This window comes from Mycolicibacterium palauense, assembly GCF_002592005.1.
GTDB classification, from domain to species: domain Bacteria; phylum Actinomycetota; class Actinomycetes; order Mycobacteriales; family Mycobacteriaceae; genus Mycobacterium; species Mycobacterium palauense.
This window is the reverse complement of sequence record NZ_NVQF01000108.1, coordinates 1-15,382: the sequence shown is the minus strand read 5'-3', so window position 1 is coordinate 15,382 and position 15,382 is coordinate 1. Positions and strand designations below refer to the sequence as shown.

The 15,382-nt window shown below is 71.8% G+C and carries 15 protein-coding genes; 7 read left to right on the top strand and 8 right to left on the bottom strand.

The window, feature by feature from the left end; genetic code table 11:
* On the top strand, positions 1–149 hold a 149-nt coding region (locus tag CSR00_RS26720), incomplete at its 5' end, for an acyl-CoA dehydrogenase family protein (RefSeq protein ID WP_281259761.1).
* Positions 146–973: a tyrosine-protein phosphatase gene (locus CSR00_RS26715; RefSeq protein WP_245906592.1), complete on the top strand. Its 828-nt coding sequence runs from the start codon at positions 146–148 to the stop codon at positions 971–973. The genes CSR00_RS26720 and CSR00_RS26715, both read left to right, overlap by 4 nt.
* Positions 974–1,001: 28 nt before the next feature.
* On the opposite strand, the gene CSR00_RS26710 is transcribed toward CSR00_RS26715, so the two are convergent.
* The 6 genes from CSR00_RS26710 to CSR00_RS26685 all read right to left on the bottom strand — a co-directional run bounded on the left by CSR00_RS26710 (position 1,002) and on the right by CSR00_RS26685 (position 6,653).
* Complete coding sequence (locus CSR00_RS26710) at positions 1,002–1,487, bottom strand: DUF456 domain-containing protein (RefSeq protein ID WP_099025422.1); 486 nt, start codon at positions 1,485–1,487, stop codon at positions 1,002–1,004.
* A complete protein-coding gene (locus CSR00_RS26705) occupies positions 1,487–2,452 on the bottom strand; it encodes an NADPH:quinone oxidoreductase family protein (protein ID WP_099025421.1) in 966 nt (321 codons plus the stop codon). Before CSR00_RS26705 ends, CSR00_RS26710 begins: the two co-directional genes overlap by 1 nt.
* Positions 2,453–2,471: 19 nt before the next feature.
* Entirely contained in the window at positions 2,472–3,335 is an 864-nt protein-coding gene (locus tag CSR00_RS26700) for an SDR family oxidoreductase (RefSeq protein WP_099025420.1), read from the bottom strand.
* An 83-nt stretch (positions 3,336–3,418) separates the two neighbouring features.
* Positions 3,419–4,828, bottom strand: a complete 1,410-nt coding sequence (locus CSR00_RS26695; RefSeq protein ID WP_099025419.1) for an aldehyde dehydrogenase family protein — start codon at positions 4,826–4,828, stop codon at positions 3,419–3,421.
* Between the two features lie 125 nt (positions 4,829–4,953).
* Positions 4,954–5,907, bottom strand: coding sequence for a class I SAM-dependent methyltransferase (locus tag CSR00_RS26690; protein WP_099025418.1), 954 nt, complete (start codon positions 5,905–5,907; stop codon positions 4,954–4,956).
* A gap of 83 nt (positions 5,908–5,990) precedes the next feature.
* A complete protein-coding gene (locus tag CSR00_RS26685; RefSeq protein WP_099025417.1) occupies positions 5,991–6,653 on the bottom strand; it encodes a TetR/AcrR family transcriptional regulator in 663 nt (220 codons plus the stop codon).
* A 329-nt stretch (positions 6,654–6,982) separates the two neighbouring features.
* Here CSR00_RS26685 and CSR00_RS26680 point away from each other — a divergent pair, with 329 nt between their 5' ends.
* Together CSR00_RS26680 and CSR00_RS26675 are read left to right on the top strand one after the other, a co-directional pair.
* Entirely contained in the window at positions 6,983–7,555 is a 573-nt protein-coding gene (locus tag CSR00_RS26680; protein ID WP_099025416.1) for a TetR/AcrR family transcriptional regulator, read from the top strand.
* Between the two features lie 21 nt (positions 7,556–7,576).
* On the top strand, positions 7,577–9,772 hold the full coding sequence (locus CSR00_RS26675) for an FUSC family protein (protein WP_099025415.1): 2,196 nt from the start codon (positions 7,577–7,579) through the stop codon (positions 9,770–9,772).
* On the opposite strand, the gene CSR00_RS26670 is transcribed toward CSR00_RS26675, so the two are convergent.
* Complete coding sequence (locus CSR00_RS26670) at positions 9,769–10,740, bottom strand: pirin family protein (RefSeq protein WP_099025414.1); 972 nt, start codon at positions 10,738–10,740, stop codon at positions 9,769–9,771. The genes CSR00_RS26675 and CSR00_RS26670 overlap by 4 nt on opposite strands.
* Before the next feature lie 85 nt (positions 10,741–10,825).
* A complete protein-coding gene (locus CSR00_RS26665) occupies positions 10,826–12,610 on the bottom strand; it encodes a phosphoenolpyruvate--protein phosphotransferase (protein WP_099025413.1) in 1,785 nt (594 codons plus the stop codon).
* Positions 12,611–12,655: 45 nt separating this feature from the next.
* Between CSR00_RS26665 and CSR00_RS26660 the strand changes: the two genes are divergently transcribed.
* The 3 genes from CSR00_RS26660 to CSR00_RS26650 all read left to right on the top strand — a co-directional run.
* Complete coding sequence (locus CSR00_RS26660) at positions 12,656–13,423, top strand: DeoR/GlpR family DNA-binding transcription regulator (RefSeq protein WP_099025412.1); 768 nt, start codon at positions 12,656–12,658, stop codon at positions 13,421–13,423.
* On the top strand, positions 13,420–14,388 hold the full coding sequence (gene pfkB, locus CSR00_RS26655) for a 1-phosphofructokinase (protein WP_099025411.1): 969 nt from the start codon (positions 13,420–13,422) through the stop codon (positions 14,386–14,388). Before CSR00_RS26660 ends, pfkB begins: the two co-directional genes overlap by 4 nt.
* Before the next feature lie 72 nt (positions 14,389–14,460).
* Positions 14,461–15,382: fructose PTS transporter subunit IIA (locus tag CSR00_RS26650; protein ID WP_176562279.1), on the top strand; the 922-nt coding region annotated here is incomplete at its 3' end.

Sequence of the window (15,382 nt, the reverse complement as noted above, 5' to 3'; positions counted from 1 at the left end):
GCGACGACACCCCGCTGGCGCGGATGTACGGCTGGCAGCGGGCGATGCGGATCTTCGACGGGCCCGACGAGGTGCATCTGCGCACCATCGCGCGCACCGAGATCGGCCGGGACAAGGGCGCCCTGGCCGCAGCGGTGACACAGAAGTGAGCGCGCCCGACGAGCCGCCCACCGGGCACCTGTCCGGGGCGTGGAACTTCCGCGACGTCGCCGAGTCGACCGGCGGCGCCATCCGGCCCGGGCTGCTGTTCCGTTCGGGCGAGCTGACCCGGCTCGACGACACCGGAATCGACCAGCTCCGCGACCTGCGGGTCACCGACGTGGCCGATCTGCGTTCGGCCCGCGAGGTGGAGCGCCACGGCGCCGACCTGGTCCCCGGCGGGGTGGACGTGCACCTGCTGCCGTTCGTCGACGTCGTGGCCGCCGTGGACGGTGAGGCGCCCCACGAACACGCCTTCCGGCGGCTGATGACCGAGAAGCCCGACGCCGAATCGACCGTCGATGCCGCCAAACGCTATATGTCCGAGGAATACACCCGCTTCGCCACCGCCCCCGGCGCCTCGCGGGCCGTGCACCGGATGGTGACATTGCTGAGCAGGGGCGCCACGGTGCTGACCCACTGCTTCGCCGGTAAGGACCGCACGGGATTCGGGGTGGCGGTCGTCCTCGGCGCCGCCGGTGTCGACCGCGACGCCGTGATGAGCGACTACCTGCGCAGCAATGCCGCGGTGCCCCAGCTGCGGGTGCAGGTCATGGAGATGATCAGCAGGCGCTTCGACGGGAACATGCCCGCCGAGGCCGCCGAGTTCACCGAGACGCGGCTCTCCGACGACGTCCTCGGGGTGCGCGAGGAGTATCTGAGCTGCGCGCTGCAGGTGGTCGAGCGCGAATTCGGTTCGCTGCAGGGCTATCTGCGGGCGGCGGGCATCGACGACGACACCGTGCGCGGGCTGCGCTCCGCCCTGCTGGGTTGAGCCCGGCCGAGCGGGCCAGACCGTCGGGTTAGGTCCAGAACACCACCGCGCACACCCACAGCACCGCGGCCAGCAGGGCTCCGGTGAACTCCACCCCCACCGAGAGCGCCACCCCCTTCAGCGCGTGCCAGGTGGACACCCAGGCCCGGGTGACGTCGCGGCGCAGCGCCAGTTCGGCGACGAAGACCCCGGCCACGAACCCGATCAGCAGACCGATGACGGGGATCACGAAGAAGCCGACGACGCCGCAGACCCCGCCGACCACCAGGATGGAGGTTCGCACGTCGGCCCTTCGCATCCGGCGCACCGGCCAGGCGTACTTGATCACCTCGGCGAGCAGGAACAGCGCGGCGGCCACGCCCAGCGTCACCCACGCCGCCGGTGTCTTCTCCGCGATCGCCCACACCGCGATCGCGGAGAACACCAGCAGGCCACCGGGCAGGATCGGCACGATGATGCCCACCAGGCCCACGGCGATCGCCAGGGCGACCAGGGCGGTCCCGAGCACGCCCATCAGGGCTCGAGCACGACCTTCCCGAACACCGCCCCGTCGGCGAGCGCCTGCAGTGCGGCACTCCCCTCGGACAGCGGATATCTCTGCGGCGGAGGCGGTTTCAATCCCGCTGCCACCAGTTCGGCCAGCCCGTCCGAGAAGACCCGGGCCGAGGCGGGATCGCGGCTGATGTATTCGCCGTAGGCCACACCGAGCACCCCGATGTTGCGCAGCAGCAGCCGGTTGACCTTGACGGTGGGGATGCCCCCGGCGGCGAACCCGATGACCAGCAGCCGCCCGTCGGTGGCCAGGGTGCGCACCGCGTCATCGAAGGCCGTGCCGCCCACCGGGTCGACCACGACGTCCACGCCGCGCCCACCGGTGGCCTCCCGCACCGCCGCGGCCCAGCCCTCGGTCATCGGGATCACCGCGTCCGGCCCCAGCGAGCCGACGAAATCCATGGCGGCCGCGCGGTGCACCACGGCGATGACGCGGGCCCCCATCGCCGCGGCGATCTGGATGGCCGCGGTACCCACCCCGCCGGCGGAGCCGAGCACCAGCACGGTCTCACCCGGTTGCAGGGCGGCGCGGCGGGTGTAGGCGAAGTACATCGTGTTGTAGTTGACCAGCAGCGACACCGCCTCGGCGTCGTCGAGTTCGGCGGGGCTGGGCAGCACGCCGGCCGCCGGCACCGCCACCCGCTCGGCGTAGCCGCCCAGCATGGTCGAGGCCGAAACCCGATCGCCGACGGCGAATCCCGATCCGGCCGGGGCGGCGGCCACCACACCGGCCACTTCCATTCCCGGCACGAACGGCGGGTCCAGGCGCAGCTGGTACTCCCCCTTGGTCAGCAGCAGATCCGGGAAGCAGACACCGGCCGCCCGGACGTCGACGAGGATGTTCTCGGCGCCCGCCGACACGTCGGGCACGTCCGTGTAGGACATGCCCGACGGGCCGGTGAGCTCCTGTACGACACAGGCTTTCATGAAGCGGTCCCGGCCGGGATCAGCGCAGGTTGAAGGTCGCCTGCTGGGCGGCCGACAGATCGTCGATCTCCGTCCACCGGGATGCGACGTCGTCGACCGACGGCGGCGCGGTGAAGGTCACACCCTCGTTCTGGAACAGCGCGGTGCGCTGCACCTTGCCGCCGCCGACGATGAAGATCGAGCCGGTGTCGGGCACCTCCTCGGTGCACAGGTAGGCCATCACCGGGGCGACGAACTCCGGGGTCAGGTTCTTCAGCACCTCGGGCGGCAGGATGTCCTCGGTCATCCGGGTGGCCGCGATGGGGGCCAGCGCGTTGGTCTTGATGTTGTACTTGGCACCTTCCTGGGCCAGCGTGTTGATCAGGCCCACCAGGCCCAGCTTGGCGGCGCCGTAGTTGGCCTGACCGAAGTTGCCGAACAGACCGCTGGTGGAGGTGGCCACGACGACGCGGCCGTAGCTCTGTTCACGGAAGTGCGGCCAGGCCGCGCGGATCACGTTGAAACCGCCGTAGAGGTGGACCTTGAGCACCGCGTCCCAGTTCTCGAAGGTCATCTTGTGGAAGGTGCCGTCGCGCAGGATGCCGGCGTTGCTGACGATGCCGTCGATCTTGCCGAACTCGTCGAGGGCGGTCTTGACGATGCCCTCCGCCCCCTCGGGCTCCGCGACGCTGTCGTAGTTGGCCACCGCGCGGCCACCGGCGTCCTTGATCTCGGTGACCACCTGATCGGCCATCGCCGACCCCGCACCGGTGCCGTCGCGGGCACCACCGAGGTCGTTGACCACCACGCACGCGCCCTCTTTGGCCAACGTCAGCGCGTATTCACGGCCCAACCCGCCACCGGCTCCGGTGACGACGACGACACGGTCCTGCACTCCGGGCATCTAGCTTCCTTCCTCACCAATGTCGATACCAATGTCGATCCCAATGTCGATCCCAATGTCGACGCGCCCGCGCGACACCCTCCTCAGAACAGGCGCCGCGCCAGCTTCCATGCCTTCTCTGTATACGGGGGGTAGATCAGGGCCGTTAAGTCGGGTCGGGTCGGCTTGGTCAGCACCGACTTGCGGTGGCTGAACTCCTCGAAACCCCACCGGCCGTGATACCCGCCCATCCCGGACGGACCGACACCGCCGAAGGGCAGTTTGGTGGTGGCGAAGTGGAAGAGCAGGTGGTTGATCAGCATGCCGCCGGCGGCCACCTGCCGGATCACCCGCTCGCGGACGGTCTTGGACCTGGTGAACAGGTAAGCCGCCAGCGGCTTGGGTCGCGCATTGACGAATTCGATTGCCTCGTCGACGGATCCGACGGTCACCACCGGCAGGATGGGGCCGAAGATCTCGTCGCTCATCAGCGGCTCGTCGAGATCGGGGTCCACGACGACGGTCGGATCGATCCGCAGTGTCGTGGCGTCCGAGCCGCCACCGACGGCCACCCGTCCCTTCGTCGCGGCCAGCGCGGCGGTCAGCCGCTCGAAGTGGCGTTCGTTGACGATCGGCTTGCCCCCGGGAGAGTCGGACTCGAACTTCGCAACCGCCTCACCCATCCTGGTGACCAGTTCGTCGCGGATCTTCGCGTCGGCGAGCACGTAGTCGGGGGCGATACAGATCTGGCCCGAGTTGATCAGTTTGGTCCAGGCGATCCGTTTGGCCGCGACCGCGACGTCGGCGTCAGCGGCGACGATGACCGGGCTCTTGCCGCCCAGCTCGAGGGTCACCGGGGTCAGGTGGGTCGCCGCGCTCTCATACACCTTGCGGCCGATCTCGGTACCGCCGGTGAAACAGAGCCGGTCGAATCCCTGCGCGATCAGCTCCTGACTCACCGCGCCGTCGCCCTCGACGACCTTGATCGCCTCGTTGTCCAGGTACTTGGGCACCAGCTCGGCCATCAGCGCCGAGGAGGCCGGCGACACCTCGGAGGGTTTGAGAACCACCGCGTTGCCGGCCGCGATGGCGCCCACGGCCGGGCCCAGCGTCAGGGCGAACGGGAAGTTCCACGCCCCGATCACCAGCACCGTGCCGTACGGCTCGTACTCCACCCAGCCGCGGCCGGGGAGCTGGGACAGCTCCAGTCGGCGGTGCTTGCGGCGCATCCACTTTCCGACGTTCTTGGCCGCGTCGTGCGCCTCGGAGGCGGTGCTGGCGATATCGGCCAGCCAGGCCTCGAACGGTTTGCGGCCCAGGTCCTGGGCCAGCGCGGTGGCGATGGCGCCCTCGTTCTCGGTCATCAGCCTCTCCAGCGCGTGCAGCTGGGTGCGCCGCCATTCGACGGGGCGGGTGCGTCCCGAGGCGAAGGCGGCGCGTACACCCGCAACCAGGTCGGGGATGTCGAGCGAGCGTTCGGCGGCGGAGACCGGTGCGACGTAATCGGTGGTCATGGTTGTCCCTTCCTGACCCTTGGAATACCCGATCCTAACCAACCGGTTGGCTTGGCCATAGGCCTCATCCGGGGGAGCCGGGGACGGCCGTTCGGGACAGTCGAAGCGCCGCCGCGCGCGCCCGGTCAGTCCCTGGTCGCCACCACGAACTCGGAGAACGCGTCATCGGCCCGGATGTCGGCCGGGACGTCGGGTGCCGCGTCGAGGGTGTAGCGGCCCAGCCGGCGCATCTCGTCGGTGGACCTGACCGACGTGCTGGTCCAGCCGTGCGCGGCCAGCCATTCGGCGACGTCGGCACGCTCGGGGTCGTGGTAGATCAGGTCGGAGACGTCGACGGTCTGCTCGATACCGAATTCGTCGGCGACCCGGGCGAACCGCTCGCGCATCTCCTCCCGGCGATCCTCGGAGTGGTTGCCGGCGGTCTCGGCGGCGAGGCGACTGCCCGGCGCCGACAGGCCGGTCACGGTCTCGAAGAGCCGGTCCTGGGCCTCGGCGGGCAGGTACATCAGCAGTCCCTCGGCCAGCCAGGCGGTGGGTTTCGCCGGATCGAAACCCTGCGCGAGGAGCACGGCGGGCCAGTCGAAACGCAGGTCGACGGGCACTTCGTGGCGGACCGCCGCCGGTTCGGCGCCGTGGGCGGCCAGCGTGGTGCTCTTGTACTCGAGCACCTTGGGCTGATCGATCTCGAAGACGACGGTGCCCTCGGGCCACGTCAACCGGTAGGCCCGCGAGTCCAGTCCGGAGGCCAGGATGACCACCTGCCGGATGCCGGCGGACACGGCCCCGGCGAAGTAGGCGTCGAAGAAATGGGTGCGGACGGCCTGGTAGCCGAGCATGTGGGTGAAGATCACCGCGACCTCGGGATCGATCTTCTCCAGCCGCTCGAAGACCGAGTCCTCCAGCATGTAGCTCCAGGAACCGCCGCCCACACCGTCGACGAGGATCCTGGCGTAGGGGTCGTCGATCAGCGGCTGTGCGGATGCGGTCTCGGCGGCGCGGGCGGCGGCCACCATCGCCGCGGTGCTGCCCACGCTGGTCGCGATGTCCCAGGTGTCGTCGTCGGTACGCAGACTGCTCATGGGTTGTCCCTCTCAAGACTTCGGGCTCAAGACCTCGTGCCGGGCTGGGCTGGGACACCATGCTACCCAACAACTTAGCCGACCTATGCGAGCGCTGCGTTCCCGCCACGGCCCGGGGCCAGCGTCCACAGCCGTTGCTCGAGCAGCGAACGCAATGCCGTGGTGACGTTCTTCATGTCGCCGTTGTCGCCGACGAACCCGGCGTAGAACCCCATTCCCCACAGCACCGCCACCAGCATCTCGACCAGAGCACGCACATCGGTGCCCGTCGCGAGCTCCCCGGCGTCGATGGCCTCCCGGACCGCCCAGGTGACGAACGCGCGCGAGTTCTCCAGCGAGTCGTTGTTGCCCTGCCGCAACTCGGGATGGCGCTGGGATTCGAGCACCGAGGTCACCAGGAAGGCGGCCGCGGAGCGGTCCTGGTCGTCGGCCTGGATGGTGGAGGCGATATAGCAGCCCAACCGGTCCACCAGCGTGGGCGCGGTTCGGGCCCGCTCGGCACCGACCTTGGCCACCCGCGCGTTGGTCTGCTCGACGAGCTCGGTGTAGAGCGCGCGCTTGTTGGTGAAGTAGTGATTGATCGCCGGGCGCGTCAGGTCGGCGCGGACTGCGATGGCCTGGAAGGTGGCCGCGTCGTAGCCGAGTTCGCTGAAAACCTCGCGCGCAGCGCGAAGGATGCGTTCGCGGGTGTCCGCAGCCTTGGCTGCGGGAGGGCGACCCGGACCCCGGCTGGCGGTGTGCGGCACGATCCATAGTGTGCCACATCAATGTGGCGGGGGGACCCCGGTTCACCCACACCGGGAATCCCCGGACTCCCACCGGGCCCGATCTGACGTGCGGTTTTGGCGCCCCCGATCGGGTACCGGAACGTACCCGCGAGTGGTCCGACCACGGATCCGCCGGCGCGGCACCGCCCGCGGGCGCCGTTGCCGGCGAGCGGAACACGCCTCCCGGCGCCGCGGATCGGCGACGAATTCCGCAGGACCGACCGGCGAACACGCCCTTATTTGCCGGCTCGTCAATCGGGCGGGCCGGTGGGTGACCGCAGGCCAAGACCGAATTACTGTGCTGAGTCATGCCGACCGTTTCGCACCGTGAGGTGTATTTCGAGGCGGGCCTCGAAATCCTCGCCGAGGCGGGGTTCGGCGGCCTCAAACTCGCCGAGCTGTGCGGGCGGCTGGGGGTCACGACGGGGTCCTTCTACCACTACTTCGCGAACTGGTCGGCCTACACGAAGGAACTGGTCGACCACTGGTTCAAGGGCCTGACCGTGGGGCGCGTCCAGCAGCTGCGGGCCGAGCCCGACCCGCGCCGCCGCATCGACGCCACCATCCAGGTCGGCCTGTCGCTGCCGCACGGCGCCGACGCGGCCATCCGCGCGTGGAGCTCGATGGACCCGACGGTGGCCGCCGCCCAGCGGGAAATCGACCTGCAGCGCTATCAGCTGCTGCGCGATTCGGCGGTTGAACTGCTCGGCAATGCCCGGCAGGCGCAGCTGTTCGCCAACTGGGCGGTCTACCTGCTGGTGGGCTACGAGCAGGCGATGCTGCCCCCGGACACCGACGGCCTGGAATGGATCGTCGGCCAGTTACTGGAGGCACTGGACTCCGGGCGGTTCGCCACGGTGCCCGATGACGCCTCGACCTAGGCCCGACCTGTGCCCGCTCCGATGACCCGGGCCCGGGCCCGGCGGCCTTCCCGGTCCGGACCGGTGGCGCTGCTGCGCCGCGCCCTCGACTGGCTCGAGTCGCGCGACCCCGAACTGGACGCGCTGCGCCGGGCCGCCCGCGCCGCCCTCGTCATCCCGGTCGCGGCCGGGATCGGTTTCGCCTTCGGCGGCGGTCAGACCCCCCTGTTCGCCACGTTCGGCTCGATCGCCCTGCTGGTCATGGTGGACTTCCCCGGCAACCGTTCCGGGCGTGCGGTGGCATACGTCGTGCTGGCTCTGGTCGGGGCGGGGATGATCACGCTGGGCACCCTGGTGGCGCCGCACCCGTGGCTGTCGGTGCTGCTCATGTTCGTCCTGGGCTTCGGTGTCACCTTCGCCGGTGTGCTCAGCAGCGCGCTGGCCGCCGCGCGCCGCCCCACCCTGCTGACGTTCGTGCTGCCCGCCTGCACTCCGGTCGGCCCGATCGACGAGCGGCTGCTGGGGTGGTCGATCGCGCTGGTGGTGTGCATCCCCGCGGCCCTGTTCCTCTTCCCGCCCCGCCACCACGACGAACTGCGCCGGCACGCCGCCGAGGTGTGCGCGGTGCTGGCGCACCGGCTGCAGGGCAGGGCCTCGGCCCGCGACGTCACCGCCGCCATGAACGCCCTCTACGCCACCTTCCTCGACAGCGACTACCGCCCGGTGGGCCTCACCGCCGGCAGCCGCGCCCTGGTGCGAGTGGTCGACGACGTGGGCTGGCTGTGCGACCAGGTCAGCGGCAAGACCGCCGACACCCTCGGGGTGATGGCCGCGCCCTCGGTGCGCGTGCTGCGCGCCTGTGCCCGACTGCTGCGCATCGTGCGGGTGGCCGACCGCGCCCCGGCCCGCGCCGAACTCGACGGGGCCATCGCGGAGCTGCGGTCGGTGGCCCAGGGCCGCTACCGGGAGGACATCGCCGAGATCCTGCGCGAGGACTCCGATGCCGCCGCCGTCCGGGTCGGTGAGCGCCTCCTGATCAGCCGTACCTTCGGCGCGACGGTGGGGGCCACCGGCCGGGTCATCGCCGGGGCGGCCGCCGCCGACGAGCGCCCGGTACTCAGCCGGGTGCTGGGCCGTCAGCTGCCCGAGACCGGCGCCGCGGTGCGGGTGCTCTCCGAGACGCAGGCAATGGCCAACATCCCCTCGGGCTACCTGGCCACCCGCGCGGTCATCGTCCGCAACAGCCTGCGCACCGGGCTGGGCCTGGCCGCCGCCGTCGCGGTCACCCACCTGTTCCCGGTGCAGCACGGCTTCTGGGTGGTGCTGGCGGCGCTGTCGGTGTTGCGCAGCAGCGCGTTGACCACCGGCACCAAGGCGGTCCGGGCCGTGACGGGCACCGTGGTCGGCTTCGTCATCGGCGCGGTCCTGATCGAGCTTCTCGGCGTGGACCCCGTGGTCCTGTGGGCGATGCTGCCCGTCGTCGGGTTCGTGGCGGCCTTCGTCCCCGAGATCGCCTCGTTCGCCGCCGGTCAGGCGGCCTTCACCATGCTGGTGCTGATCGTCTTCAACCTGATCCACCCGACCGGGTGGAAGGTGGGGCTGATCCGGATCGAGGACATCGTCGTCGGCGGCGCCGTGGGCATGGTGGTCTCCCTGTTGCTGTGGCCGCGGGGCTCACGCACCGCGGTGGCCTCCGCCGTGGACGCGGCCTGCGAGGTGGGCGCCCGCTACCTGCGCACGGCGGTCTCCCGGATCACCCGGGGCACCCCGGCCGAGGCGGTCACCGAGCTCAGCCACCAGGCGCTGACCGTGACGCGCACACTCGATGACGCGGTGCGCCAGTATCTTTCCGAGAGCGGCGGCCCCACCGACGAACGCGCACCGGTGATCGGCCGGGCCAACCGGGTGATCCGGCTGCGCGGGGCCGCCGATCTGATCGCCGACATCCCCGCGGCTCCCTCTCCCGGCTCGTATCCGCAGACCCGCACCGTGCTGGACGCGCACGCGACGTTGGTCGCCGACCGCATCGCCGGGCGCACCGACCGGGCGCCGGGTTCCGCCCCGATCACCGAGCACTTCGTGATCGCCCTGCGGGCCGAGGCCGGCGAGGCGGCCCATCCGATCGCCGACGCACTGCCCCTGGTGACGGTCGCCGCCAACCTGGGCGAGCTCGAGCTGCTCTATCCGGCTCCGTCCACCCCGGCCGAGCCGGGGCCCGCACCGGTGCAGTCCACTTAGTCGCGGCGCGCCGGCCGCAGCGCCCCCGGCGGGACGCTGCCGAACCGTCCGGCGTTGAAATCCTCGATAGCCGTGATGATTTCGGACTTGGAGTTCATCACGAACGGGCCGTACTGGAATACCGGCTCCCGGATCGGGCGGCCGCCCAGCAGCAGTACCTCCAGCGCCGGGTGGCGGGATTCCTGGCGGGTGTCGGCGGCGACGGTGACGCGATCCCCAGGGCCCAGCACCGCGAGCTGACCCTGGTGCAGGGGGTGGTTCAGCGGGCCGGCGCCACCGCGCCCGGAGAGCACGTAGACCAGGGCGTTGAAGTCGCGGTTCCACGGCAGGTCCAGCCGGGCTCCGGGTTGGATCGTGGCGTGCGCCACGGTGATCGGGGTGTGGGTGCGTCCGGGTCCGGCCTGCCCGGCGACATCGCCGGCGATCACCCGCACCAACGCTCCACCGTCCGCGGAGGACAGCAGGCCCACCGAGGGCCCCTCGATCGACTGGTACCGCGGCGCGCTGAACTTGTCGCTGCGCGGGAGGTTGACCCACAACTGGATCCCGTGGAACAGCCCGCCGCTCGCGACGAGTTCGGCCGGCGGCGTCTCGATGTGCAGGATGCCCGCCCCCGCGGTCATCCACTGGGTGGCGCCGTCCCCGATCAGCCCGCCGCCGCCGTGGGAGTCCTGGTGGGCGAATCGGCCGTCGAGCATGTAGGTGACGGTCTCGAATCCGCGGTGCGGATGCCAATCGGTGCCGCGGGGTTCGCCCGGGGCGTATTCGACCTCGCCCATCTGGTCCAGATGGATGAAGGGATCCAGTTCGGCGGGGCTGACACCGGCGAACGCCCGGACCACGGGGAAGCCCTCTCCCTCGAGGCCGCGGGGGCCGGTGGTCACGGACCGGACCGGCCGCTGGCTCTCGGTGGCGGCGGGAGCCGGGATGCGGGGCAGGGTCAGGGTGTCGGCGGTGACGGCGGGCATGGCACACCTCCGGGGTGGTTGTGGGTGACACCCCCAATAACCGGACTGAAGTCCGAATATTCCCGGCGCAGCCCCGGCCCGATGATCAGTCCCCGAGCACCGCGAGTGCCGCCGACCGCGCCTCCGACGCGCTCGCGGCGTCCAGGACGGCCTCGGCGGCGTGGCGGCAGTCCGCCAGCGTGGCCGACGCCAGCCGGGCTCCGACGCCGGAGACCGCCGCCGCGGCCGAGGACAGCGAAGTGACCCCCAGGCCGACGAGCACGCAGGCCAGCAGCGGGTCGGCGGCGGCCTCGCCGCAGACTCCCACCGGCTTTCCGGCCGCGGCACCGGCGCGGGCGGTGAGGCCGACGAGCGACAACACCGCCGGCTGCCAGGGGTCGGTCAGCATCGCCAGCTCGGCGGACATCCGGTCGGCCGCCATCGTGTACTGGGCCAGGTCATTGGTGCCGATGGACACGAACTCGACGTGTTCGAGGATCCGGTCGGCCAGCAGGGCCGCGGCGGGCACCTCGATCATCACCCCGGGGGTCAGTCCGCGGGCCCGGGCCCGGTCACCGAAGTCACGGGCCTCGCCGGGCGTCGCGATCATGGGGGCCATCACCCAGGGCCGGGCGCCGACGCGTTCGGCGGCCACCGCGATGGCCTCCAGCTGCCGGTCGAGCAGGCCCGGGTTGCCCCAGGAGATCCGCACCCCGCGCACCCCCAGCGCCGGATTGGCCTCCTCCGGGTGCCCGACGAACCTCAGGGGTTTGTCCGAACCCGCGTCCAGGGTGCGGATGACGACCTTCTTCCCCGGGAACGCCTCGAGCACCTCGGCGTAGATGGCGGCCTGCTCGTCGACCCCGGGCTCGGTCTCCCGGTTGAGGAAGCACAGCTCGGTCCGGAACAGCCCCACCCCCTCGGCCGGGGTGTCGGCGGCGGCACGCGCCGCCGCGCCGTCCTGGACGTTGGCCAGCACGGCCACCGGGTGGCCGTCGGCGGTGGCGCCGGGTCCCGTCCACGTCGCGGCGGCGGCGGCCGCCCGCTCGGCCGCCTCGACGGCGGCGGCGGCACCGGCCGGCTCGGGAGTCACCTCCACCGTGCCGTGGGTGCCGTCCAGCAGGACCATCGCGCCGGCCTCGACCTCGTCGAGGCCCGGGACCGCGACCACGCAGGGAATGCCGAGCTGGCGGGCGATGATCGCGGTGTGGCTGGTGGGCCCGCCCAGGGTGGTGGCCAGGCCGACGATCAGTGCGGGATCCAGACCCGCGGTGTCGGCGGGCGCGAGATCCTCGGCGCACAGCACCGAGGGCTCGTCGGGAACCGGGACTCCAGGCTCGGGCAGGCCGCTCAGTTCGGCGACCACCCGGTCCCTGATGTCGCGCAGGTCGGTGACGCGCTCGGCCATCAGGCCACCCATCTTGGTGAACATGTCGACGAACTGGTCGACCGCCTCGACGGTGGCGCGCACCGCCGGGGTGCCGTCCTTGATCCGCTTCTCGGCGGCACCCAGCCAGGCCCGGTCCTGGGCGAGTTGGGCGGTGGCGGCCAACACCTCCGCGGCCGCCCCGCTGGCGTGTGCGGCGCGCCCGCGCAGCCGCTCGGCGACGACGGCCGCCGCCGAGGTGAACCGCTCGGCCTCGGCGGCCCGCTCGGATTCCCCGATTCCGGGCGCCGCGTGGGCGACCGCGGACTCGGCCGTCACGGGGGTCCGGCCGGGCCGGATCACCGGCGCGTAGCGGACACCGGGGACGACCGGGACACCGGCGAGGACGGCCCCCGAGCGGGCGGGTGATCGGCTGGGTGATGCAGACGCTGGCGAGGAGCTCATGTGAACCAGATTACAGAAAGTCGTTGACAAGTCAACATGAACAGGCGTAAAACCATACATATCAACATCCAGTCACGATCAAACCCACATAAACGGAGCCACACGGTGTACCCGGAAGAACGTCAACACGCCATCGCCTCAACCGTGGTGGCCCGCGGGCGCGCCTCGGTCAACGAGCTCGCCGAGACCTACGGCGTCACCACCGAGACGGTGCGCCGGGACCTCGCCGTCCTCGACCGCGCCGGGGTGCTGCGCCGCGTGCACGGAGGTGCGGTACCGGCCACCGCCCTGCACGCGGTGGAACCCGATGTCGCCGCCCGCGAGGGCACCCGCACCGACCTCAAGGACGCCATCGCGCGCGCCGCCTCGGAGTTCTTCCCGCTCAGCGGCGGCACCGTGCTCTTCGACGCCGGCACCACCACCGCGCGGGTCGCCGCCCAGCTGCCCACCGACCGGGACCTGGTGGTGGTCACCAACTCGGTGCCGATCGCGGCCCGGGTCGCGACCATGCCCGGCATCGGCCTGCACCTACTCGGCGGCCGGGTCCGCGGGCTGACCCAGGCGGCGGTCGGCGAGCAGACGCTGCGGGTACTGGACACCCTGCGCGTCGACGTCGCCTTCATCGGCACCAACGGGATCAGCGTCGGGCACGGGCTGTCCACCCCCGACACCGACGAGGCCGCGGTCAAGCGCGCGATGGTGGCGTGCGCCAACTACGTCGTGGTGGTCGCCGACTCCTCGAAGGCCGGCCACGAGGACTTCGTCAGCTTCGCCCCGATCGGCAGCGTCGACGCGCTGGTCACCGACGCCGAACTGGCCGCCGACACCCGGACGGCCCTCACCGAGGCCGGAGTGGAGGTCGTCATCGCATGATCGTCACCGTCACCCCCAACCCCAGCATCGACCGCACGGTCACGCTGGCCACCCCGTTGACCCGCGGTGCGGTGCACCGGGTGCGGTCGGTGTCCTCCGAGCCCGGCGGAAAGGGCGTCAACGTCGCCCGCGCCCTGACCCTGGCCGCGCTGGACGCCGTCGCGGTGCTGCCCGCGGCGGTCAACGACCCGTTCCTGACCGCCCTGCGCGCCACCACGGTCCGGTGCCACCCGGTTCCCGTCGCCGGCCCCGTCCGCACGAACCTCGCCATCACCGAGAATGATGGCACCACAACCAAACTCAACGAGCGCGGTCCCGAACTCGACGCCGCCGCGCTGCAGGCGCTCACCGACTGCGTGGTACGGCACGCCGCCACCGCGAGCTGGGTGGTGCTGTCCGGCTCGCTGCCGCCGGGAGTGCCGGACCGCTGGTACGGCGACGTCGTCGCCCACCTGCGCGACCTGGACTGCCGGATCGCCGTCGACACCTCGGAGGGACCGCTCGCCGCCCTGGCCGAGTCCTTCGGCCGCGCCGCCCCCGATCTGATCAAGCCGAACGCCGAGGAACTGGCCGACCTGGCCGGGGTCTCCGCGGCCCACCTGGAATCCGCGGTGGCCGAGGGGGACCCCGAGCCGGTCGTCGCGGCGGCCCGCGACCTGATCGACCGGGGTGTCGGCAGCGTGCTGGCCACCCTGGGCGCGGCGGGGGCGGTGCTGGTCAACGACACCGGCGCATGGCTGGCCACACCGCCGCCGATCGTTCCGCGCAGCACCGTCGGGGCCGGCGACTCGTCGCTGGCCGGCTACGTCCGCGCCGACGTCGCCGGCGCCGAGGCACCCCGGCGGCTGCAGATGGCCGTCGCCTACGGCAGCGCCGCCGCGGCACTGCCCGGGTCGGCCCTGCCCACACCGGCGCAACTCGACCTCGACGGGGTTCGGGTCGTCCCGATCGCCCCCGCACCGTGAAACCCCGCACCGTGAAACCCCGTACCCACAAAGCAAGTACAGAGTCCCCCGCAACCGGCAAAGGTATCTGATATGACCCACTCGACCCCATCCATCACGACGGCAGACATCGTCCTGCTCGACGTCGACGCGGGCACCGACAAGGAGGCGGTGATCGGGCGACTGGCCCGGGCGCTCGCGGACGCCGGCCGGGCCTCCGACGCCGACGCGCTGACCGGCGCCGCGATGGCGCGGGAGGCCCAGTCGGCCACCGGGCTTCCCGGTGGGATCGCGATCCCGCACTGCCGGTCCCCCCACGTCGAATCCGCATCCATCGGCTTCGCCCGGCTCTCCCCCGGCGTGGACTTCGGGGCCCCGGACGGCCCGGCCGATCTGGTCTTCCTGATCGCCGCGCCCGAGGGGGCGGGATCCGAACACATGAAGCTGCTGTCCAGCCTGGCCCGCGCCCTGGTGCGGCCGGACTTCGTGGCCTCGCTGCGGGCCGCGGGCTCCGCCGACGAGGTCGTCTCGCTCGTCGACGGCGTGGTCAACCCGGCCCCCGCCGCGCCCACAGCCCCGGCGGCCCCGGCATCCCCGGCGGCCGAGCCCGCCGAGCCCGCCGAGCCGGCGAAACCCAAATCGGTCGTCGCGATCACGGCCTGCCCCACCGGAATCGCGCACACCTACATGGCCGCCGACTCGTTGAAGATGGCCGCCGAGCGGGCCGGGGTGGAGTTCACCGTCGAGACCCAGGGCTCCGCGGGCAGCACACCGATGAGCAGCGACACCATCGCGGCCGCCGACGCGGTCATCTTCGCCACCGACGTCGGGGTCAAGGACCGCGGCCGCTTCGCGGGCAAACCGGTGATCGCCTCGGGCGTCAAGCGGGCCATCAACGAGCCCGACGCGATGATCTCCGAGGCCCTCGCCGCGGCCGACAACCCCGCCGCCGCACGCGTCGAGGGCAGTGTCGGGGGCGGGGTTGTCGGCCGCGGCGAGGGCGTCGGAGAGCAGC

What these genes read in the sequence shown, in the direction of transcription:
- CSR00_RS26710 (WP_099025422.1), bottom strand. Translation starts at nt 1,487, where the DNA reads ATGGGCGTGCTCGGGACCGCCCTGGTCGCCCTGGCGATCGCCGTGGGC.
- CSR00_RS26675 (WP_099025415.1), top strand. Translation starts at nt 7,577, where the DNA reads ATGACCCGGGCCCGGGCCCGGCGGCCTTCCCGGTCCGGACCGGTGGCG.
- CSR00_RS26690 (WP_099025418.1), bottom strand. Translation starts at nt 5,907, where the DNA reads ATGAGCAGTCTGCGTACCGACGACGACACCTGGGACATCGCGACCAGC.
- CSR00_RS26705 (WP_099025421.1), bottom strand. Translation starts at nt 2,452, where the DNA reads ATGAAAGCCTGTGTCGTACAGGAGCTCACCGGCCCGTCGGGCATGTCC.
- CSR00_RS26700 (WP_099025420.1), bottom strand. Translation starts at nt 3,335, where the DNA reads ATGCCCGGAGTGCAGGACCGTGTCGTCGTCGTCACCGGAGCCGGTGGC.
- pfkB (WP_099025411.1), top strand. Translation starts at nt 13,420, where the DNA reads ATGATCGTCACCGTCACCCCCAACCCCAGCATCGACCGCACGGTCACG.
- CSR00_RS26670 (WP_099025414.1), bottom strand. Translation starts at nt 10,740, where the DNA reads ATGCCCGCCGTCACCGCCGACACCCTGACCCTGCCCCGCATCCCGGCT.
- CSR00_RS26680 (WP_099025416.1), top strand. Translation starts at nt 6,983, where the DNA reads ATGCCGACCGTTTCGCACCGTGAGGTGTATTTCGAGGCGGGCCTCGAA.
- CSR00_RS26665 (WP_099025413.1), bottom strand. Translation starts at nt 12,610, where the DNA reads ATGTATGGTTTTACGCCTGTTCATGTTGACTTGTCAACGACTTTCTGT.
- CSR00_RS26695 (WP_099025419.1), bottom strand. Translation starts at nt 4,828, where the DNA reads ATGACCACCGATTACGTCGCACCGGTCTCCGCCGCCGAACGCTCGCTC.